General features: G+C 71.3%; 17 protein-coding genes. 10 read left to right on the forward strand and 7 right to left on the reverse strand.

From position 1 onward, the window contains the following. Positions 1–7: 7 nt before the first annotated feature. Positions 8–1,438: an MFS transporter gene (locus KIK05_RS21710; protein ID WP_250563204.1), complete on the reverse strand. Its 1,431-nt coding sequence runs from the start codon at positions 1,436–1,438 to the stop codon at positions 8–10. A 102-nt stretch (positions 1,439–1,540) separates the two neighbouring features. Between KIK05_RS21710 and KIK05_RS21715 the strand changes: the two genes are divergently transcribed. Then, complete coding sequence (locus KIK05_RS21715; RefSeq protein WP_214412614.1) at positions 1,541–2,041, forward strand: winged helix-turn-helix transcriptional regulator; 501 nt, start codon at positions 1,541–1,543, stop codon at positions 2,039–2,041. A 597-nt stretch (positions 2,042–2,638) separates the two neighbouring features. Here KIK05_RS21715 and KIK05_RS21720 read toward each other — a convergent pair. Then, on the reverse strand, positions 2,639–3,244 hold the full coding sequence (locus tag KIK05_RS21720) for a TetR/AcrR family transcriptional regulator (protein ID WP_214412615.1): 606 nt from the start codon (positions 3,242–3,244) through the stop codon (positions 2,639–2,641). A gap of 93 nt (positions 3,245–3,337) precedes the next feature. On the opposite strand from KIK05_RS21720, the gene KIK05_RS21725 reads away from it, so the two are divergent. Next, a complete protein-coding gene (locus tag KIK05_RS21725) occupies positions 3,338–4,315 on the forward strand; it encodes a quinone oxidoreductase family protein (protein ID WP_214412616.1) in 978 nt (325 codons plus the stop codon). A gap of 439 nt (positions 4,316–4,754) precedes the next feature. Here the strand turns inward: KIK05_RS21725 and pip are convergent, their stop codons facing one another. Beyond that, a complete protein-coding gene (gene pip, locus KIK05_RS21730; RefSeq protein WP_214412617.1) occupies positions 4,755–5,714 on the reverse strand; it encodes a prolyl aminopeptidase in 960 nt (319 codons plus the stop codon). 49 nt (positions 5,715–5,763) lie between these two features. Here pip and KIK05_RS21735 point away from each other — a divergent pair, with 49 nt between their 5' ends. Next, positions 5,764–6,279, forward strand: coding sequence for a MarR family winged helix-turn-helix transcriptional regulator (locus KIK05_RS21735; protein WP_214412618.1), 516 nt, complete (start codon positions 5,764–5,766; stop codon positions 6,277–6,279). Between the two features lie 340 nt (positions 6,280–6,619). Here the strand turns inward: KIK05_RS21735 and KIK05_RS48950 are convergent, their stop codons facing one another. Next, complete coding sequence (locus KIK05_RS48950; RefSeq protein WP_214412619.1) at positions 6,620–7,849, reverse strand: sensor histidine kinase; 1,230 nt, start codon at positions 7,847–7,849, stop codon at positions 6,620–6,622. Between the two features lie 52 nt (positions 7,850–7,901). Here KIK05_RS48950 and KIK05_RS21745 point away from each other — a divergent pair, with 52 nt between their 5' ends. From KIK05_RS21745 to KIK05_RS21755, 3 genes are all read left to right on the forward strand, one after another. After that, on the forward strand, positions 7,902–8,507 hold the full coding sequence (locus tag KIK05_RS21745) for a response regulator (protein ID WP_214412620.1): 606 nt from the start codon (positions 7,902–7,904) through the stop codon (positions 8,505–8,507). Positions 8,508–8,919: 412 nt separating this feature from the next. Next, entirely contained in the window at positions 8,920–9,774 is an 855-nt protein-coding gene (locus KIK05_RS21750; RefSeq protein ID WP_443729127.1) for an NADP-dependent oxidoreductase, read from the forward strand. A gap of 176 nt (positions 9,775–9,950) precedes the next feature. Next, positions 9,951–10,091 (forward strand): hypothetical protein, encoded by a 141-nt coding sequence (locus KIK05_RS21755; RefSeq protein ID WP_214412621.1) that lies wholly within the window; start codon positions 9,951–9,953, stop codon positions 10,089–10,091. Between the two features lie 367 nt (positions 10,092–10,458). On the opposite strand, the gene KIK05_RS48220 is transcribed toward KIK05_RS21755, so the two are convergent. Both KIK05_RS48220 and KIK05_RS21765 read right to left on the reverse strand, forming a co-directional pair. Further along, complete coding sequence (locus KIK05_RS48220) at positions 10,459–11,019, reverse strand: Clp protease N-terminal domain-containing protein (protein WP_284681385.1); 561 nt, start codon at positions 11,017–11,019, stop codon at positions 10,459–10,461. 2 nt (positions 11,020–11,021) lie between these two features. After that, positions 11,022–11,255, reverse strand: coding sequence for an RNA polymerase subunit sigma-70 (locus KIK05_RS21765; RefSeq protein ID WP_214412622.1), 234 nt, complete (start codon positions 11,253–11,255; stop codon positions 11,022–11,024). A 171-nt stretch (positions 11,256–11,426) separates the two neighbouring features. Here KIK05_RS21765 and KIK05_RS21770 point away from each other — a divergent pair, with 171 nt between their 5' ends. After that, positions 11,427–13,118, forward strand: a complete 1,692-nt coding sequence (locus KIK05_RS21770; protein WP_214412623.1) for an ABC transporter ATP-binding protein — start codon at positions 11,427–11,429, stop codon at positions 13,116–13,118. Between the two features lie 191 nt (positions 13,119–13,309). Continuing rightward, the gene (locus KIK05_RS21775) at positions 13,310–15,016 is read left to right on the forward strand and encodes an ABC transporter ATP-binding protein (protein WP_308250061.1); all 1,707 of its coding nucleotides are present in this window, start codon (positions 13,310–13,312) and stop codon (positions 15,014–15,016) included. 59 nt (positions 15,017–15,075) lie between these two features. Here KIK05_RS21775 and KIK05_RS21780 read toward each other — a convergent pair whose 3' ends face one another. Then, complete coding sequence (locus KIK05_RS21780) at positions 15,076–17,142, reverse strand: S9 family peptidase (RefSeq protein WP_214412624.1); 2,067 nt, start codon at positions 17,140–17,142, stop codon at positions 15,076–15,078. A gap of 151 nt (positions 17,143–17,293) precedes the next feature. On the opposite strand from KIK05_RS21780, the gene mshB reads away from it, so the two are divergent. Both mshB and KIK05_RS21790 read left to right on the forward strand, forming a co-directional pair. Next, entirely contained in the window at positions 17,294–18,205 is a 912-nt protein-coding gene (mshB, locus tag KIK05_RS21785; protein ID WP_214412625.1) for an N-acetyl-1-D-myo-inositol-2-amino-2-deoxy-alpha-D-glucopyranoside deacetylase, read from the forward strand. Positions 18,206–18,972: 767 nt separating this feature from the next. Further along, entirely contained in the window at positions 18,973–20,181 is a 1,209-nt protein-coding gene (locus KIK05_RS21790) for a cytochrome P450 (RefSeq protein WP_214412626.1), read from the forward strand. The last annotated feature ends 148 nt before the right edge of the window (positions 20,182–20,329 follow it).

The raw sequence follows: 20,329 nt of genomic DNA on the forward strand, positions 1-20,329 counted from the left end.
TTCTCTCTCAGGCGAGGGACTGGTCGGGGACAGAGGGCACGGGCTGGGCCGTGCCACGGGTGCGCAACCCCCAGGCGGTGACGACCGCGCCGAGGATCGTGGCGGCGAGCGGGACGACCAGGGCGGACCGGATGGCGGACAGCCCGTCGGCGGGGGAGTCGCCGGCCAGCGCGGCCACGTTGACCGCCGTCACCGCCGACAGGCCGAGCGCGGTGCCGAACTGCATCGCCGTGTAGAGCAGACCGCCGGCCAGGCCGTGCTCGGCCTCGTCGACGCCGTCGGTCGCCGCCATGGTGAGCGGGCCGTAGGCCAGGGAGAAGGCGAGGCCCAGCAGCAGCATCGAGGGGAGCATCACGGCGTACGTCCAGTCCAGGCCGACGGGCAGGAACAGCGCGTAGGCCAGGGCCGCGGACAGGAGCCCGCCGAACAGCACCCGGACGTTGCCGAAACGGTTCACCAGCCGTGGGGTGAGGGTCGGCGCGAGGACGGTGTCGATGCCGATCAGCAGCATCGCCAGACCGGTCTGCAGGGTGCTCCAGCCGCGCAGTTCCTGCAGGTACAGGGTGACGAGGAACTGGAAGCCGGCGAAGGAGCCGACGAACAGCAGCGCGCCCAGGTTCGCCCGCACGAGGGGCCCGGAGCGCAGGATGCCCAGCCGTACCAGAGGGTCGCGCACCCGTCGTTCGATCACGATGAAGGCGGCCAGCAGCGCCAGCCCTCCGGCGAACGCGCCGAAGGTGACGAGGAGGTCGCCGTCCAGGTGCTCCAGGCGGACCACCCCGTAGACCAGGAGCAGCATGGCGCCGGTGAGGGTCACCGTACCGGCCAGGTCGAAACGGCCCGCCGGACGCTCGGGGGCGCGTGAGCCCTTGATGAGGACGGTGGCGGCCACCAGGATCAGGGCCGACAGGATGACCGGGGCGAAGAACACCCACCTCCACCCCAGCGAGGCCAGCAGCCCGCCGGCGACCAGGCCGAGCGAGAAGCCGCCCGCCGCCGTCCCGGCGTAGACGCCGAGCGCCTTGGTGCGCTGCGGGCCTTCGGGGAAGGCGCCGGTGACCAGGGCCAGGCCGGCCGGCGCCATGAAGGCCGCGGCGACTCCGGTGACGAACCTGGCGACCAGCAGCATCCAGCCCTCAGTGGCGAATCCGCCGAGACCGGAGAAGAGCAGGAAGATCCCCAGCCACAGCAGGAACATGCGCCGGGCCCCCAGCAGGTCCGCCGCGCGCCCGCCCAGCAGCATGAATCCGCCGTAGCCGAGCACGTACGCGCTCACCACGCCGCTCAGCGTCCCGGTGGAGAGGCCCAGGTCGGCCCGGATCGACGGCAACGCCACGTTCAGCATCGCCACGTCGATCCCCTCCAGGAAGATCGCTCCGCACAACACGTACAACAGGCCCAGGGCGCGCCGATCCATACGGGCGCTCGCTGTGGACATGAGCCGACTCCTCTCGGAAAAGCGCAGGACCGGCATCGGTTCCCGAAATGCCTGCCGGTTCCTTCTTGTAACCGTCAGCATCGTGAGGCAGCATCGATGCCCATGGAAGACGGCACTTCAAAGTCACCCGGTTACTGCTGCGATACCGGGGGCGACTACGACGCTTTCCAGTGGGACACCCGTGAGGACTGCGAGGTGCGGCAGATCCTCGACCGCATCGCCGACAAGTGGTCCCTGCTGGTGATCGCCCTGCTGGACCGGCGCACCCTGCGCTTCACCGAGCTGCGCCGCCGGATCGACGGCGTCAGCCAGCGCATGCTCACCCAGACCCTCCGTCACCTGGAGCGGGACGGCCTGGTGAGCCGTACGGTGCATCCGACCGTGCCGCCCCGCGTCGACTACGCCCTCACGCCGATGGGGGTGACGCTGCACCACACCATCCAGGCGCTGGTGACGTGGACGGAGGATCACCAGAACCAGATCGCCGCGGCCCGCGCGGACTACGACCGTCGCGTCGTCGCCGAGCGCGAGGCCCTGGAAGCCGAGGCGGGCAACCGGGACGCCCTCGCGCGGAGGGTCCTGGAGGCCGGCCGGCCCGCCTGATCAAGGCTCTTACCTGGTCTTTCACGTCCGCCGAAGTGTGCTCCTCCGGGGATGGCAGCAAGTGGTCAGCGGTGGGCAGCTTGCTGCCGTTCATTTCTCTGGTTCGAGGGCTCGCGGTGCCGCACAGTTGATTGTGCAAGGACGAAATGAAAAGCCCTCCAGAAAAGAGACGGAAATGAACGCCACCGCCCGCACCGCCGGCACCACCTGGGACTCCTTCTCGCGCACCGCGGGCACCACCTGGGACGGTCACTCCCGCGCCGCCGGCACCACCTGGGACTGAAACGAGAAAAGCAGCCGAACCGAAGTGAGGTGTGAAAGCAGGCCTTATTCGAATAGACTTCCCCGCCGCTCCAGAAGCCGAATCCCGCCACTACCGAAGTCGAACCCCTGCCCCGTCGGGCAAATGATTCCCTCTCCGCGACCGGACGAATTACCCGTCCCCTCCCGATTCCGTTAACGCAATCGGTTGAGAATCTCAGGCCTCCGGCCGGCCGCCGCGGATCGCCCCCGCCACCACCCGCATCTCCCGGAGCATCCGGGTTCCTCCCCGCACGCCCTCGCGACGCCCGCGCACGTCCTTTCGCGGGAACGCGTTCACGACGCGGGCGGGGAGTCGAGCAGGGCGGTGGCGACGGCACGCAGCGAGCCGGCCAGGCGTTCGGTCTCCCCGCGCTCCAGCAGGCGCAGGATCGGCCGGCTGTGCAGGCCGGCGAGCATGAGGTGCGCCAGGACCTCGGAGTCCAGATCGGGGCGTATCTCGGCGATCAGGCCGCTGACGTGGCCGTGCCAGAGTCCGTAGACCGGGTGGTCGTCCTCTCCGGCGTCCTCCTGCGGGGAAGTGCTGGTCACGGCCTGGCCGAGCGCGGCCAGCAGGCCCTTGTTGCGCCCGATGACGTCCATGACGGCGTCGATGAACGCCAGCAGCCGCTCGCGGGGCGGCGCGCCGGGGCCGAGGGGCGGCGGCCCGTTCCGTACGGCCTCGTTCAGGGCGAACGCGCGCTCCTGCATCACCGCGACCATCAGGCCCATGCGGTTGCCGAAGCGGTGGAACACCGTCCCCTTGCCGACGCCCGCCGCGGCGGCGACCTGTTCCATCGAGATCTGGTCCGGCCGGTGACGGGTGAGCAGGTCCTCGGTCGCGAGCAGGATGGCCCGCCGGTTGCGCGCGGCGTCGGCGCGTTCGGGACGGCCGCCGGTCATCGGGGTCCTCCTTCTGATGGACATCTGGACCATCGGTCCAGTACGGTCTAACTTGACCGTTGGTCCACTTAATCTCGGAACGGGAGCTGCGTCATGCGCCGCATCAGGTACTACCAGTACGGCACCCCCGATGTTCTCACCCTGGAGGAGGCGGACGTCCCCGTCCCCGGCGAGGGCCAGGTGCTCATCCGCGTCGAGGTCATCGGGGCGAACTTCGTCGACACGATGTTCCGCCGCGGTCCGGGGAACGGCACCCCCTACCAGCGTCCCCTGCCCGGGTCCCTCACCGGCGACGTCGTGGGCACCGTCGAGGCGGCCGGGCCCGGCACCGACGCCGGGCTGGTGGGACGGCGCGTCGCGGCGCTGATCTCCGAGGACGCCTTCGCCGACTACGTGGTGGCGGACGCCGACTGGCTGGCCGAGGTGCCCGAAGGGCTCGACGACGGTGATGCCAGCATGCTGCCCATGGGCGGTCCCGTGGCGTTGCGGGTGCTGCGCACCGGCGGGCTCGCGGCGGGGGAGACGGTGCTGGTCGACGCGGCGGCCGGGGGGATCGGGCACCTGGCCGTGCAGTTCGCCAAGATCCTCGGCGCCGGGCGGGTCATCGCCACGGCCGGGTCGCCGGCCAAGCTCGACTTCGTCCGGGACCTCGGCGCCGACGTCGCCGTCGACTACACCGACGACGACTGGCCCGACCAGGTGCGCGAGGCGGCGCCGGAGGGCGTGGACGTCGTGGTCGACTCCGTGGGCGGCCCCACCCTGCTGCGCGCCTTCGGCCTCCTCGCCCCGTTCGGGCGGGTCGTGGTGTACGGGGCGGCGGGCGGGGAGCTCAGCGCCGTGCCCGTCACCAGCGTGCTGAGGCTCAATTCCCTCGTCGGGTTCTCCCTGCTCGCCTGGCGGGCGGCCCGGCCGGAACAGGCGCGCCGGGAGATGACCGAGGTCGCCGAGTTCTTCGCGGCCGGTCGGGTGCGCACCGCCGTCCATGCGCGGCTCCCGCTCACCGAGGCGGCCGCCGCGCACCGGTTGCTGGAGGAGCGGTCGCAGCGCGGGCGTGTCCTGTTGCTGCCCTGAGCGGCGCCGACGGGCGGGATGGCAGCAAGTGGTCAGCGGTGGGCAGCTTGCTGCCGTCCATTTCTCTGGTTCGAGGGCTCGCGGTGCCGCACAGTTGATTGTGCAAGGACGAAATGAAAAGCCCTCCAGAAAAGAGACGGAAATGAACGCCACCGCCCGCACCGCCGGCACCACCTGGGACTCCTTCTCGCGCACCGCGGGCACCACCTGGGACGGTCACTCCCGCGCCGCCGGCACCACCTGGGACTGAAAAGAAAACCCCGTAATCGAGTTCCAGCGGAATCAGAAGAATCTCGCCCGGCCGGGTCGAAGTGAAACGACTCCCCGGCGGCGACACGGTAGAACCCTCCCGGCCCTCCGGATACACGGAGAACGGCGAAGCGGCTGAAATTCAGAAATATCAGGCTCGCGCCGAGGCGTTCGCCATCCCCCCTCTCGATCACCGCCCCGCGAAGCGATCCAGCGCGCGGCGCACCTCCCCGCGCATCGCGTCGCTGCCCGTGTGGCCGGAGTCGTCCACGACGACGAGTTCGGCGTCCTCCCAGGCACGGGACAGGTGCCAGGCGGTGTCCAGAGGACTGCTGAGGTCGAGCCGGCCGTGCACGAGCACGCCGGGGATCCCCGCCAGGCGTCCCGCGTCGCGCAGGAGAACGCCTTCCTCCAGCCAGGCGCCGTGGGCGAAGTAGTGCGCGCAGATCCGGACGAACGCCAGCAGCGCCGCCGGCGGCCGGTCGCTGTAGGCGTTCGGCTTCCCGTTCGGCTCCAGTGAGATCACGGCGTCCTCCCAGGTACACCAGTCGATGGCCGCCTTCTCCCGTACCGCCGGATCGGGGTCCTCCATCAGACCCGCGTAGGCGGCGACGAGATCGCCGTCGCGGTCGGGCTCCGGGACGCCTTCCCGGAACCGCTCCCACTGCTCGGGGAAGTACCGTCCGACCCCCCGGTAAAGCCAGTCGATCTCGGAGCGGCGCGTGGTGGTGACGCCGTTGACGACGATCTCCGACACCCGCTCTGGATGCCGTTCGGCGTAGGCGAGGATCAGCGTGGACCCCCACGAGCCTCCGCAGAGCAGCCAGCGGTCGATGCCTAGGTGCTCGCGGAGCAACTCCATGTCGGCCATCAGGTGGGCGGTGGTGTTGGTGCTCATGTCCGTGGCCGGGTCGCTCGCGTGCGGGGTGCTGCGCCCGCATCCGCGCTGGTCGAACAGGACGATCCGGTAGCGGTCCGGGTCGAAGAACCGGCGGGCCCCTGTGCCGCGGCCGGAGCCGGGGCCGCCGTGCACGACCAGGGCGGGCTTGCCGTCGGGGTTGCCGCAGGTCTCCCAGTAGACGTGGTTCCCGTCGCCGACGTCCAGCATCCCGTGGTCGTACGGCTCGATGGGCGGGTACAGCCCGGTCATGCGCAGGGCCCCTTCCGATCGGATGTAACAGTGCTGTTAGATTATGCGCATGTCTCGCCCCGCGTCTGGACCAGATCTTCTCGGCACCCGCCTGCGCCACCTGCTCGAGCTTCTGGACGGTGACGTCGCGGCCGTCTACGCCGACCTCGGGCTCGAGGGGTTCCGCCCGCGGTTCACGCCGGTCGTCCGCGTTCTGGCGGCGTCCGGTCCCTGTTCCATCCGCGAGGTGGCCGGCGCGATCGGGGTGACCCACTCGGCGGCCAGCCAGACGGTGGCCCAGATGGTCAAGCAGGGGCTGGTCGTGCTCACTCCCGGCGACGAGGACGCCCGCCGGCGGATCGTGCGGCTCACGCCGAAGGCCGAGGCGCTGCTGCCGGTGCTCGACGCCGAATTCGAGGCCACCGCGGCGGCGGCGGCCGAGTTCGAGGCCGAGCTGTCGTTCCCGTTGAGCCGCCTGGTCGACGAGGCGCTCGACGCCCTGCGCCGGCGTCCCATGCGGCAGCGCATCGCCGCCGCCGCGCCCGACCTCATCGCACGTCACGGCGTGCACGACGACAGCCCCTGACCTGCGGCGACGCCACGTTCCGGCAGGGCGCGGACGAACGTGGCAGCAAGTGGTCAGCGGCGGGCAGCTTGCTGCCGTCCATTTCTCTGGTTCGAGGGCTCGCGGTGCCGCACAGTTGATTGTGCAAGGACGAAATGAAAAGCCCTCCAGAAAAGAGACGGAAATGAACACCACCGCCCGCACCGCCGGCACCACCTGGGACTCCTTCTCGCGCACCGCCGGCACCACCTGGGACGGTCGCTCCCGCGCCGCCGGCACCACCTGGGACTGAAAAAGAAAAGCGCGATCGTATCCCGCTAAGCTCCGCCCCACCGAATACCTGCAAACCCGCGGCCCGTTCTCAAAGCGAGGAAAAGCCGCCGGCCGCTTGAGCCGGCCCACCGCCCTCCGCGTCCGCCGCGACGATTTCGAGAATCCTGGGGAATGTCGCCGTGACGACCCACTCCCCGTCTTCCTCCGCTCCGTGGAGCAGTTCGCCGCCGCACGCCCGCACGTCCCGGGCGAGGCTGCGCAGCCCGTACCCCGGCTCACCCGCCGGTCCCGATCTCAGGCCGCCGGCCACCCTGACGGTGAGAACGCCGGGGCCTTCCTCCACCTGAACCCGCAGCTTCGTGCCGGGGCCGTTGTGCCGCAGCGCGTTGGTGGCGGCCTCTCCGACCAGCCGGTTCGCCACCTGCAGGACCGGGCCCGGGAGGACGGCGAGGTCCCGGGCGAGGGTGCCGGCGAGGTCGGCCCGCATGTGCAACCCGGCGGCCCGCAGTTCGCCGAGCCGCCGCGCGAGTTCGTCCGCCGACGCCGCGCTGCCGGCGGCGTCCAGGTCGGCGATGGCCCTGCGCACCTCGGTGAGCGCGTCACGTCCCGCGCCCAGCACCCTGTCCAGTCGTTCGCCGTCCGCGGGGCCCAGCCTTGCCGTCGACCGGACGGCCTCGACCTGGACCAGCATGACCGTCAGCGTGTGGGCGAGCGTGTCGTGCAGCCGGCGCGCCAGCAGCTCGCGCCCCTCGGCCGCCTTGGCCGCCTCGCCGGCGATACGCCGTTCCAGCCGGAGCCGGGCCGCCTCCGCCGCCATGGCCGTACGTTCCCGCAGGTGGCGCCCGCGCTCGACCCCGGCCAGCCAGGCGAGGGTGAACACCACCACGGCCGCGACCAGGCTCTCGACCGTCCCGCGGCCGGGCACGCTCGCCGCGGACACCGCCGCGACGGTGACCCCGCACAGTCCCCAGCGCACCGCCTTCGCGCCGCTCATGGCCGCGGAATAGATCGCCAGGACCGCCGGTGTGTACCCCACGGTCCGCGACATGCCCGACAGCATGTGCGCCACGGTGCACAGGCCGACCACGGCGAGCACCGCCGCCGGGGCGCGCCGCCGCCAGGCGAGCGGGACGATCTGCCCGGCGGCGAGCACAGGGGAGACCGACGTCCCTCCGGCGGCGAACAGCGCGACGAGCAGGGCCACCAGTCCGAGATCGACGGCCTGCTGCCATCCGGCCTTCACGCTGAGAGCGGAGCGCAGGGCGGTCAGGATCCTCGCGTCCGGCCGCTCGCGTTCGTCCAGGGGGTTGACCGGCACGTTCGCCCAGCTCCTCGTCGTCACCCGGCCGCCCCGGCATACCATCGGGCGGGTGATCCGGCTCATCGTCGTCGACGACCAGGCGTTGGTACGGGAGGGCCTCGCGCTCATCCTAGGAGCGCGTCCCGAGATCGAGGTGATCGCGCAGCTGCCGGACGGTCCCGCGCTCCTCGACTTCGCCGACCGGCTGGAGGAGCCCGCCGACGTCATCCTGCTCGACCTGTACCTCCCCGGCGCGGACGGCGTCGAGACGCTGCGGTCGCTCAGGGCGCGGCATCCGCGGCTCGGCACCCGGGTGCTGATGCTGACCACGGTCGGCCGGGCGGCGGACGTCCACCGCGCGCTGGCCGCCGGAGCGGACGGGTTCGTCCTGAAGGACGCCGGCGGCGCGGAGCTCGCGGCGGCGGTCCTGGGGGCCCACAGCGGGGTGACGGCGTTGAGCTCGTCGGTCACCGAGATCCTTTGGCCGCGGGAGGCTCCGTCCGCCGGCGGTGCGCCGCGGTCGTCCCGGATCGAGGCGCTGACCAGGAGAGCGAGCGAGATCCTCGCCCTGGTCGCCCGCGGCATGGCCAACCAGGAGATCGCCCGTGCCCTGGGGCTGGCGGAACGCACGGTGAAGACGCACGTCAGCAACATCCTGGGGAAGCGGCCATTCTGAAGGACTGCCTGATCCGCTATCTCGCCGAAGGGTGGACGGGTCTGGTCCCCGCCGCCTGCGACCACCGTGAGCTGCACATTCCGGAGAAGTACGCCCCCTGGCTGTGGGGGTGGCCGCACAGGTTCGTCGCCCGGATGCGCGACCACGGCACTCGGGTCATCCTCGTCGCGGGCTCGGGGGAGTTCTCCGAGGGCTTCGACACGCCCGCTTCCCTCGCCGCATCCCCGACGGTTACACCGGTGGCGTGTGGACCAACCGCATCGACGTCACCGCGGCCCTGCTGAGCCGTTGATCGAAGTTGACCTCAACCATGGTTGAGGTTGCAGGGTTAGGGGGACGAGAGGAGCCGATCATGATGAAGGCCGCCGCTTTCGCGTCCCCTGGTGGGCCCGAAGTGCTGACATTGACGGACATGGACGTCCCGGAGGTGGGCCCCGGCCAGGTGCGCGTCCGCGTCCGGGCGGCGGGCGTCCAGCCGTTCGACACCGCCGTGAGGGCCGGCTGGGTGCCGCCCGGGGTGACCGGCGGCCTGCCGAGGATCCCCGGGAACGAGTTCGCCGGAGTCGTGGACCAGGTGGGCGAAGGCGTCACCGGCGTGGCCCCCGGCGCCGAGGTGCTGGGCTTCTCGACGCTGAACGCCTACGCCGAGTACATCGTGGTCGGCGCCGCCCAGGTCGCGCCGAAGCCACCGAACGTGCCCTGGGAGGTCGCGGGCGGGCTCACGGCCGGCGTGCAGACGGCGGAGCTGGCGCTCGACGGGCTCGAAGTGCGGGAGGGCGAGACGCTGCTCGTCCACGGGGCCTCCGGCGCCGTCGGCACCGCCGCCGTCCAGATCGCCCGGATGCGCGGCGCGACCGTGATCGGGACCGGGCGCGAGGAGAACCACGAGTACCTCCGCTCGCTCGGCGCGATCCCGGTCGCGTACGGCGAGGGGCTCGCCGGCCGCGTACGGGAACTGGCCCCCGGCGGGATCGACGCCGCGCTGGACGTCGCCGGCGGCGAGGCGCTGGAGGTGTCGTTCGAGCTGGTCAAGGACCGAGCCAGGATCCTGACCCTCGTCGAGCACGGCCGGGCGGCGGAACTCGGCATCAAGACCACGCAAGGCGAGCGCACCGCCGAACGGCTCGCCAGGTACGCCGCCCTGTACGCCGACGGCCGCTTCCGGTTCCTGGTCCGCCGCACCTACCCGCTGGAGCGCGCGGCGGACGCCCACAGGGAGATCGAGACGGGCCACGGCAGGGGGAAAGTCGTCCTGACGGTGGAGTGAACCACCGCTGTGACCTGCGGTGATGCGGGACGGCGGCAAGATGCGCCCGGGGGTGGCAGGAAGCGGTCACGGGCGGGCAGCTTGCTGCCGTCCATTTCTCTGGTTCGAGGGCTCGCGGTGCCGCACAGTTGATTGTGCAAGGACGAAATGAAAAGCCCTCCAGAAAAGAGACGGAAATGAACACCACCGCCCGCACCGCCGGCACCACCTGGGACTCCTTCTCGCGCACCGCCGGCACCACCTGGGACTCCTTCTCGCGCACCGTCGGCACCACCTGGGACGGTCGCTCCCGCACCGCCGGCACCACTTGGGACTGAAACGATCCCGAATTCAAAGCCCCGCTGAAAATCTCCTGGAAAACAAATATAACAAGCCTCGTAGCGAACCGGTTTCACCCCCTCTGAGCCGTGACGGCACCGGCGAAAACCAGAGCATCTGAAGCAGAACATCGGGACACCGATACTTGGGTCCGATGAAAGCGCCCGAGCCGAAACCAAAAGCCCCGGCTCCCCGCGGTGACCTTCCCGCGACACCTCCAGACCACCTACCAAGGGCGACGACTGCCCAGATCACCTGCAGACCTGCCGGGGGCGACGGAGTCGGCGCCGCCGTACGTCGCGTGATCTGGGCCGGCTCCCTCCCAGACCGCCGTCCCCCGGGTTCTCGGTGGTGGCCGGTGGGAGTTCAGCCGAGTTCGACGCGGATCTCCTCCCGGAGAGTGTCGAAGTGGACGCCCGCGTCGGCGATGATGCGGGCGGCCAGGCCCTCACCCTCCCTCAGCAGGCCGAGGAGGATGTGGCCGTCGCCGATGTACTTGTGCCCGAGGCGCAGGGACTCGCGCAGGGAGAGTTCCAGCACCTTCTTCGCCCGCCCGGTGAAGGGGATGTGGCCTCCCAGGCGCCATGGACGGCCGCGCCGGGCGTGGGGGTCGCGGTCGAGGGCTCCCGGTCCGAACACGGCCTCGACCTTCTCCTTGACGGCGCTGAGGTCGATGCCGATCGTCTCCAGTGCCCCGGCGTCGAGGTCGTCCGCCGGTCGCGCGGCGAGCAGCCGCCCAAGCTGCGTGCTCACCCGGTCGTGGTCGAGGCCGTACCGCAGCAGGACCCGCCCGGCGGTCGCCTCGGGCGCCCGGGTCAGGCTGAGCAGGAGATGCTCGGTCCCGATGTAGTCGTGGGCGAGCAGGCGTGCCTCTTCCTGGGCACGTACGACCGTCTGGCGAGCGTCCTGGTGAAACCGTTCGAACATTCCTACTTCTCCCGTCTCAGCAATCCGCGGCCGCCCGCGTACTTCTTGTGCACCGCCTGCCGTGTCACGCCGAGCAGGACCGCGATCTCCTGCCATGACCAGCCCTGTTCGCGTGCGTTGTCCACCTGGAGAGCCTCCAGTCGCTCGACGAGCGTCCGAAGCGCCCGTACGGCCCGCAGGCCGACGGCCGGATCGCGACTGCCGGCGTCGGAGGCCAACTGTGCTGTGTCGCTCATGGCGTCAATTAAAGTTGACAGCCATGGCGATGTCAACCTTGGTTGACGGCCTCCAGGATGTGAAAAGTTTTGTGCGAAACGGTCGTGCAGGTGAGTTTTCGCTGGTCGTGCCGCCGGGCCGCCGAAAAACCGATTGCCGCGTCCTCTCCCGTTTGCCAGCCTGAAAGGGCTATGCGCTCCCTGCCACTCGCCGATCCCGGCGTTCCCGATGCCCGCAGCCCGTTCCGGTACCTGTGGTGGACCGCGCGCGGGCAGTCCGGGCCGCTGCTGCTCGGCATCGCGTACGCCGTGCTCTGGTGGCTCGGGCAGGCGCTGGTGCCCTCCGCCCTCGGCAAGGCGGTCGACAGCCTCACCAACCACGACGCCGGCGAACTTCTGCGCTGGTCGGCGGCCTTGCTGGGGCTCGGAGTGGTCACGGCCGTCGGCGGCGTCATGCGGCACCGCATGGCCGTCTTCAACTGGCTGTGCGCGGCCTACCGCACCGTGCAGGTCACCGCACGGCAGGCCACCCGCCTCGGCGCGACACTGCCGAAGCTGCTGTCCACCGGCGAGGTGATCAGTGTCGGGAACTCCGACATCGCCCAGATCGGCAACGCCATGGACATCCTGCTGCGCGGCACCGGGGCGCTGGTCGCCATCGGCACGGTGACGATCATCCTGATCACGACGTCGCCGCGGCTCGGCCTGATCGTCCTGCTCGGCGTGCCCCTGATGGCCCTCGCCGTCACCCCGCTCCTTCGGCCGCTGCACCGCAGGCAGCACCAGCAGCGCGACCTCCAGGGCGACCTCGCGACCCGCGCCTCCGACATCGTCGCGGGCCTGCGCGTGCTGCGCGGCATCGGCGGCGAGCAGGTCTTCGCCGACCGCTACCGCGAGGAGTCGCAGCGGGTGCGGACGGCGGGCGTCCGGGTCGCGTCGATGGACGCGGCGCTCGAAGGCGCACAGCTTCTGCTGCCAGGTCTGCTGATCGCGTTCGTCACCTGGCAGGGCGCCCACTACGCGATCGACGGCACGATCACCGTCGGCCAGCTGGTCGCCTTCTACGGGTACGCGCTGTTCCTCGTCGGCCCGCTGCGCACGCTGACCGAGGCCGCCGACAAGATCACCAAGGGGCACGTGGCGGCCCGCAGGGTCGTGCGCATCCTGTCGCTGAACCCCGAGGTCGCCGACACGGGCACGGTCGCCACCGCCGGCGGCGACCTGGCCGACGCGGCGTCGGGCGTCGTCCTGCGGCAGGGGTTGTACACCGCCCTGGCCTGCGCCGTCCCCGAGGACGCGATCGCCGTCGCCGACCGGCTCGGACGCTACCAGGCCGCCGACGTCACCTACGGAGGCGTCCCGCTCGCCGAACTGCCGCTGGCCGAGGTCAGGCGCCGCGTCCTGGTCGCCGACAACGCCGCCAAGCTGTTCAGCGGCCGCCTGCGCGACCAGCTCGACGTCGGCGGCTCGGCGGCCGACGACGATCTGCGGCAGGCCCTGCACACCGCCTGCGCCGAGGACATCGTCGACGCCCTGGCCGACGGGCTGGAGTCCCACATCGCCGAGTCCGGCAGGGAGTTCTCGGGCGGCCAGCAGCAGCGGCTCCGGCTCGTACGGGCGCTGCTCGCCGACCCCGAAGTGCTCATCCTGGTCGAGCCGACCAGCGCCGTCGACGCCCACACCGAGGCGCGTATCGCCGAGCGGCTCGGCAAGGCGCGCCTCGGACGCACCACCCTGGTGTGCACGACCAGCCCGCTCGTGCTCGACCGGGCCGACCACGTGATCTTCATGGAGGACGGCAGGGTGCGCGCCGAGGGCACTCATCGAGCCCTCCTCGCCGGCGACCGCGCCTACACCGCGACCGTCACCCGAGCGGAGGACTGACCGTGACCGACGACCAGCGAACGGTCGAGCACCCCTCGGCAGGGCACGGGGCACCCGCGCCCACGCACCGGAAGCCGGAACGTGCGGGCCAAGGCTCCGCGCCCGCCGAAGCGACACCCCCACCTGCGAACGGGAAGGCGACGTCCGGGGGAGGGCAGCGGCGGATCCTGCCCGTCGCCGACCAGGCGCAGGTGCGGGCGTACGCCCGGCGGCTCGTGCTGAAGTACCCCGGCACCCTCGCCCTCGCGCTCACCCTGCACGGCCTGGCCGCCGTCGCCGGGCTCGTCGCGCCGCGCCTGCTGGGGGACCTGGTCGAGAGCGTGCGCGACGGCACAGGCGTCGCCGTCGACACGATCGCCCTCATGATCGCCGGGTTCGTCGCCGTGCAGGCCGTCCTGATCCGGTACGCCGTCTACGCCTCCGCCAAACTGGGCGAGAAGGTGCTCGCCGAGCTGCGCGAGGAGTTCGTCGACCGGGTCCTCGGGCTGCCGCTTTCGACCGTCGAGCGAGCGGGGTCCGGTGACCTGATCACGCGCACCTCGCGCGACGTCGACGCGCTGTCGCGGACGGTGCGGCACGCCGTGCCCGAGACGCTGATCGCGCTCGTCGCGGGGGCGTTCGTGCTGGGCGCGCTGGCCCTCGTCGGGCCGCTGCTGCTGTTGCCGTCCCTCGTCGCGGTGCCCCTGTTGTGGTACTCCACGCGCTGGTACCTCAAGCGTGCCAGGGACGGCTACCTGCGCGAGAACGCCGCCTACGCGGAGATGACCGAGGGACTGAGCGAGACCGTCGAGGGCGCCCGCACCGTCGAGGCGTACGGCCTGCAGCGCCGCCGTCACGAGCGCACCGACACCGACATCGCCCGCTCGTGGGCCGCCGAGCGCTACACCCTCGGCCTGCGCACGGTCTGGTTCCCGGCGGTGGAGTTCGGCTACGTGATCCCCATCGTGGCGACCCTGCTCGCCGGGGGGATGTTCTACCTCAACGGCTGGGTGTCGCTGGCCCAGGTGACCGCCGCCACGTTGTACGTCCAGCAGCTCATCGACCCGCTCGACCGGCTGCTGTCGTGGGTGGACGAGCTTCAGGTCGGCGGGGCGTCGATGGCCCGGCTGCTCGGCGTGGCGAACGTGCCCGACGACCGCGACGCGGGTGAGGAGCGGCCCGAGGGCGAGGCGATGGTCGCCGACGACGTGAGGTACTCCTACCGCGAGGGACACGACGTGCTGCACGGCGTCTCGCTGGAGGTGGCGCCGGGAGAGCGGCTCGCGATGGTGGGGCCTTCGGGAGCGGGCAAGTCGACCCTGGGCCGCCTGCTCGCCGGCATCCACGGGCCGCGCAGCGGATCGGTCACGGTCGGCGGCGTGTCGCTGGTGGAGCTGCCGCTGGACGAACTGCGCGGGCACGTCGCCCTCGTCACCCAGGAGCACCACGTGTTCCGCGGCACGCTGCGCGACAACGTGCTCATCGCCCGGCCGGAGGCCGACGACACCGAGGTCGGGGAGGCCCTCAGGGCCGTCGACGCCTGGGAGTGGGTCGAGACGCTGCCCGACGGCCTCGACACCCTGGTCGGCTCCGGCGGGCTCGCACTGTCGCCCGCCCAGGCCCAGCAGATCGCACTCGCGCGGCTGGTGCTCGCCGACCCGCACACGCTGGTGCTCGACGAGGCGACCTCGCTGATCGACCCGCGCGCCGCCCGCCACCTGGAACGGTCGCTGGCGGCCGTCCTTGAAGGACGCACCGTCATCGCCATCGCCCACCGGCTCTACACCGCGCACGACGCCGACCGGGTGGCGGTCGTGGAGGACGGCCGCATCAGCGAACTCGGCTCACACGAGGAGCTGGTCGCCGCGGGCGGCGCCTACGCCGCCCTGTGGTCGAGCTGGCACGGCACCTCCCGCTGAACCGTGCCCGGACTCCGGCCGCCCGGTCGCGCTGTGGCGACCGGGCGTCGGGGTGCAGGTCAGACGACCTTCAGGGTCTGCTTGAGGAACTTGACCTGGAGGAGCAGGAGGTTCTCGGCGACCACTTCCTGAGGGGTCATGTGGGTGACGCCGGACAGCGGAAGGAAGGTGTGAGGACGGTTCGCGGCGAGAAGCGCCGAGGACAGCCTGAGTGTGTGGGCCGCCACGACGTTGTCGTCGGCGAGGCCGTGGATGAGCAGCAGCGGCGTCTCCAGCTTCTCGGCGTCGGCCGTCAGCGAGGAGCGGTCGTAGACGTCGGGATGCTCGTCGGGGTGACCGAGGTAGCGCTCGGTGTAAGCGGTGTCGTACAACCGCCAGTCGGTCACCGGAGCTCCCGCGATGGCGGAGCGGAAGACGTCGGGCCGGCGCAGGACGGCCAGGGCCGCGAGGAAGCCGCCGAACGACCAGCCCTTGATGGCGACCCGGGACAGATCGAGGTCGTCGGGGTAGAGCTGCGCGACACCGTGCAGAGCGTCGATCTGGTCTTCCAGCACCGGGCTCGCCATGTCGTGCAGCACCTCGCGCTCGAACGCCGGACCCCTGCCCGGCGTGCCGCGGCCGTCGGCCACGATGACGGCGAAGCCCTGGTCGGCGAACCACTGCGACTCGAGGAACATGCGGCCGCTGGCGAGCACCCGCTGGGCATGCGGCCCGCCGTACGGATCCATCAGGACGGGCAGCCGCTTGGAGCCGGGCACGTGCCCGCTCGGCAGGAGCACGGCGGTGGACAGCTCCCGCTCTCCCGTGCGGATCAGGGAGACGCGTGGTTCGATCTTGGGACGCTCGGCGAGCGAGTCGATATACAGCCGCCGGTCGCCGCTGCGCACCTGCACGGTGGTGGCGGGGCTGTCGAGGGTCTGGCTGATGATCAGCAGAGTGCCGTTGGTCAGCTGGCCGCTGTGGACGCCGGGCTCGCTAGTGACCGGGGTGATGGTGCCGGCCGACCATGTCCACAGGTGGACCTCGGTCGGCTCGCCGCTCGCGCGGAACAGCACGATGTCGCCGTCGACACCGAGCACCTCGCGGACCTGCAGGGTCGGCGGGGTGACCGGGGCGTCGCCGACCACCAGGCGGCGCCCGCCCTCGGAATCGGCGACCCACACCAGGGTGCCGTCGGAAAGACGCGCGGGCACCCCGAGGATCACGTCGACCCAGGCGGCGTCGGTGTCCTCACGGACGAGCTCGGCGGCGCCGGTGGCCGGGTCGACCGCGAGGACGCGAAGGGCCTTCTGGTCGCGGGGCATCGTGACGATCAGCGGGCCGTGGCGGTCCCAGGAGGCGGTCACGAGATATTCGTCGTCGAACGGGACGGCGGTGCGGGAGCCGTCGAGGCCGAGCACCAGCAGCTCGACGACGGCGTTGGGAGTGCCGGCCGAGGGATAGGCGATCGAGGTGGGGGGCTTGGAGGGGTTGGCCGGGTCGGCGATGTGCCAGGTCTGCACCGGGGACTCGTCGGCACGCTCGACCAGCAGCGCCGTGCCGTCGGGCGACCACCAGTAGCCGCGCATGCGGTCGAGCTCCTCGGCCGCGATGAACTCCGCCAGGCCGTAGGTCACGCCCTCGGCCTCCGGGGTCGCGAGCGCGAGGTCGTCGCCCGTGGGGACGTGGTGCACGTGGAGGGCTCCGCCCGTGACGTACGCGACGCGCGAGCCGTCGGGGGACAGGCGCGGGTCGACCACGGGACCAGGGGTGTCGACCCGGCGCACCGCGCCGGACTTCAGGTCGGCGAGGTAGAGCCCGCCGGACAGGGCGAAGGCGGCCGAGGCCACCGCGGCGTCGGTGGAATAGGCCACGACGCCGCCCGCCTGCTCCCTCGCGCGCTCACGCCGCGCCCGCTCCTCGGCGGGCAGGTCTTCGTCGGCGGCGCCGAGAGCGGTGGGGTCGACCACCAGGCGCTCGGCGCCCGCCGCGAGATCGAGCTCCCACAGGCAGGTCACCGGGTCGGTGCCTGAGCGGCTGCGCAGGAAGATGACGCGGTCACCGCCGGGGGCGATCGTGAAGCCGCGGGGCACTCCGAGGGTGAATCGGCGGGTCCTTGCGTAAAGGCGCGGGAAGCTCTCACTCATGGCCCTCATCCTGCCAGGCCACCCCGCGCCGGCACGCCGCTCGCCCCCGGCCTGTGGACAACCGATCGGCGGTTGTGGAGGGGACCCCAGGGGGAGCCGTGCGGAGATCGGGTGGGCGGTTTTGTCGGGAGTGGGGGATAGGCTCGGCCGCATGACTGATCGCCGTCTGCTGCTCGTGCACGCCCACCCTGATGACGAAACGAGCAGCACGGGCGCCACGATGGCCAAATACGCCGCCGAAGGCGCCCACGTCACCCTCGTGACCTGCACGCTCGGTGAGGAGGGTGAGATCGTCGTGCCCGACCTCGCCCATCTGGCCGCCGACAAGGAGAACCGGCTCGGTGAGCACCGCGTCGGCGAGCTCGAGGCCGCCTGCAAGGCCCTTGGCGTCGACGACCACCGGTTCCTCGGCGGTGCCGGCCGCTGGCGCGACTCCGGCATGATGGGCGTCCCCAGCAACGACGATCCCCGGTGCTTCTGGCAGGCCGACCTCGACGAGGCGGCCGGTGAGCTCGTGAAGATCATCCGCGAGGTGCGCCCGCAGGTGCTCGTCACCTACGACGAGAACGGCTTCTACGGCCACCCCGACCACATCCAGGCCCACCGCGTCGCGTGGCGCGCCTTCGAGCTGGCGGCCGACCCCTCCTTCGGCGAGGGTGAGCCCTGGCGGATCCTCAAGTTCTACTTCACGACGATGCCGAAGTCCGCGATGCGGCGGGTCGCCGAGGCCATGCGCGACACCGACTTCGACTTCTTCACTCCCGAGAACGTCGACGACCTGCCGTTCGGCGTCGCCGACGACGTGATCACCACCGAGATCGACGGCCGCGCGTACGCCGGGGCCAAGCTGGACGCGATGAGGGCCCACCGCTCCCAGATCGACCTGGACGCCCCCTGGTTCAAGATGTCCGAGAGCATCGGCGAGCAGGGCATCGGCATCGAGCACTTCATCCTCAAGGCCGGGGTGCGCGGCCCGGCGGGCAAGGGCCTCCCGGTGGAGGACGGAGGCATCGGCGAGCCCTACGACCGCGAGGACGACTTCTTCGCGGGCATCACCGACTGAGCACCGGCATGCCCCGCCGTCCGTAGTGCTCCCAGGCCGGCGCCGGGGGCGATGTACGCGAATCCGGCGCCGCCCTGCACCGGGCAGGACCCTAGGTCTGACGCAGTGTCGCGTCAGCGGCCGTGTCAGCACGGCGACGGCCCGATGTCAGCGCGGCCCGCGATGGTGGACGCCATGAGCGGTTCTGCGACCGGGGCCTCAGGGCCGCGAACGGCACCCAAAGACAAGAACCGGGCCCGCGTGAGGGCCTTGCGGCCGGTGGGGGTCACGCCGCCGCCGACAGCGGCGCGGGCCGCGCCGAAGACTGCGCGGCCCGCGCCCGTACCGGGCTCGCTGACCTCGGCACGGCCGGTCCACATGCGCGCACACGGGCCGAGCAGGAAGAAGACCCGCCGGGGGCGAACCCGGCTGAGGAGTCTCGCGGCCGGGCCGGGATGGCGGCGTGAAGTGTATGGGCAAGGCCGAGTTCCTGCTGCGGCGTCCGCGCATCGACGAACCCGCCTGGTAGGCCGGCGTGCACGCCCGCCGCTGGATTTCCCCCATCACGTCGACCGTGATCCGGATGTCCTCTGGCCGAGGTGCGCTTGAGGGTCCATTCCATTGCTTTCACCGCCATTCAGTGCAAAGCGTCGTTGCATTCGGCCTCAGCGTCATTGCATCGATTTGCCGTTTGTACCAGGGCGAGCGCCTTTAGTGGGTTGACAGTCATCTGAATGCAACGTAGCTTTCGGCAGCGTAAAACACGTAATATCTCGAAAGTGCAGGCTATGAACGCATCCGTCCACACCGTCACGCCGCTGCCGACCACGCGTCAGCCCGGCTGTCCCTTCGACCCGCCCGCAGAGCTGATCGACGCTCGCGGGCACGGCCCGATCAGCCGTTTCCCCTTCCCCGACGGCCACCAGGGCTGGCTGGTCACCGGCTATGACCTGGTCCGGGCGATCCTGGCGGACTCCCGGTTCAGCTCACGCAAGGAGCTCATGCGCCACCACCCGCTGATCGACTACGGCGACATCGAGGTCCCCCCGGCGCCGCCCGGCGAGTTCCTCCTCATGGACGAGCCCCAGCACAGCCGCTACCGCAAACCGCTGGTGGGCAAGTTCACCGTCCGGCGGATGCGGCTGCTCACCGAGCGCGTCGAGCAGATCACCGCCGAGCACCTGGACGCCATGGAGAAGGCCGGGCCGTCGGCGGACCTGGTGACCGCGTTCGCCAAGCCCATCCCCGCCATCGTGATCTGTGAGCTGCTGGGCGTGCCGTACGAGGACCGGGGCTCCTTCCAGGAGCACATCGACAAGTTCCTCGGCGGGGAGGTCGGCGACGAAGAACTGATCGCGGCCTACACCGCGACCCAGCAGTACCTCGCGGAGCTGGTGGCGGCCAAGCGCGCCAACCCCACCGACGACCTGCTCAGCGATCTCACCGACAGCGATCTGACCGATGAGGAACTGCGGGGGATGGCCCTGATCCTGCTGTCGGCCGGGTTCGACACCACCGCGAACATGCTGGCGCTGGGCACCTTCGCGCTGCTGCAGAATCCCGCGCAGCTGGCCGCGCTGCGCGCCGACCCCGCACTCATCGACACGGCCGTGGAGGAACTGCTGCGATACCTGAGCGTCGCCAAGACGTTCATGCGGACGGCGCTGGAGGACGTCGAGCTGGGCGGCCAGACCATCACGGCCGGCACGACGGTCATCCTGTCCCTCAACACCGCCAACCGCGACCCTGAGCGCTTCACCGATCCCCACGTGCTCGACCTCCACCGGCAGGAGGGCGGGCACCTGGCCTTCAGCCACGGGATCCACCAGTGCCTGGGCCAGCAGCTGGCCCGCGTCGAGATGCGGGTCGCCTTCCCCGCGCTGATCAACCGCTTCCCCACGCTGCGCCTGGCCGTACCGGCCGAAGAGGTCGCCCTGCGTCCGGAGACCGCGGACATCTACGGGGTCAAGAGCCTCCCGGTCACCTGGGACGCCTGACCACGAACCAGTGACGGACGAGGCGGCGTCCTGACGAGGGGCGGCGACGGTCTCCCGCCGCCCTTCGCCGCTCACCCACGTTGCCGGCACCGGCAGGCCACGCCTCCGCCGCGGGCCTGGTCCGGCTACGTGCACGCCAAGGCGAAGG

This window comes from Sphaerisporangium fuscum (assembly GCF_018531465.1).
GTDB lineage: Bacteria > Actinomycetota > Actinomycetes > Streptosporangiales > Streptosporangiaceae > Sphaerisporangium > Sphaerisporangium fuscum.

Excerpts from the sequence above, each read along its gene's own strand:
- KIK05_RS21780 (WP_214412624.1), bottom strand. The coding sequence starts at position 17,142 with ATGAGTGAGAGCTTCCCGCGCCTTTACGCAAGGACCCGCCGATTCACC.
- KIK05_RS21765 (WP_214412622.1), bottom strand. The coding sequence starts at position 11,255 with ATGAGCGACACAGCACAGTTGGCCTCCGACGCCGGCAGTCGCGATCCG.
- KIK05_RS21715 (WP_214412614.1), top strand. The coding sequence starts at position 1,541 with ATGGAAGACGGCACTTCAAAGTCACCCGGTTACTGCTGCGATACCGGG.
- mshB (WP_214412625.1), top strand. The coding sequence starts at position 17,294 with ATGACTGATCGCCGTCTGCTGCTCGTGCACGCCCACCCTGATGACGAA.
- KIK05_RS21770 (WP_214412623.1), top strand. The coding sequence starts at position 11,427 with ATGCGCTCCCTGCCACTCGCCGATCCCGGCGTTCCCGATGCCCGCAGC.
- KIK05_RS21750 (WP_443729127.1), top strand. The coding sequence starts at position 8,920 with ATGGACGTCCCGGAGGTGGGCCCCGGCCAGGTGCGCGTCCGCGTCCGG.
- KIK05_RS21735 (WP_214412618.1), top strand. The coding sequence starts at position 5,764 with ATGTCTCGCCCCGCGTCTGGACCAGATCTTCTCGGCACCCGCCTGCGC.
- KIK05_RS21725 (WP_214412616.1), top strand. The coding sequence starts at position 3,338 with ATGCGCCGCATCAGGTACTACCAGTACGGCACCCCCGATGTTCTCACC.
- pip (WP_214412617.1), bottom strand. The coding sequence starts at position 5,714 with ATGACCGGGCTGTACCCGCCCATCGAGCCGTACGACCACGGGATGCTG.
- KIK05_RS48220 (WP_284681385.1), bottom strand. The coding sequence starts at position 11,019 with ATGTTCGAACGGTTTCACCAGGACGCTCGCCAGACGGTCGTACGTGCC.
- KIK05_RS21755 (WP_214412621.1), top strand. The coding sequence starts at position 9,951 with ATGAACACCACCGCCCGCACCGCCGGCACCACCTGGGACTCCTTCTCG.
- KIK05_RS21710 (WP_250563204.1), bottom strand. The coding sequence starts at position 1,438 with ATGTCCACAGCGAGCGCCCGTATGGATCGGCGCGCCCTGGGCCTGTTG.
- KIK05_RS21720 (WP_214412615.1), bottom strand. The coding sequence starts at position 3,244 with ATGACCGGCGGCCGTCCCGAACGCGCCGACGCCGCGCGCAACCGGCGG.
- KIK05_RS21790 (WP_214412626.1), top strand. The coding sequence starts at position 18,973 with ATGAACGCATCCGTCCACACCGTCACGCCGCTGCCGACCACGCGTCAG.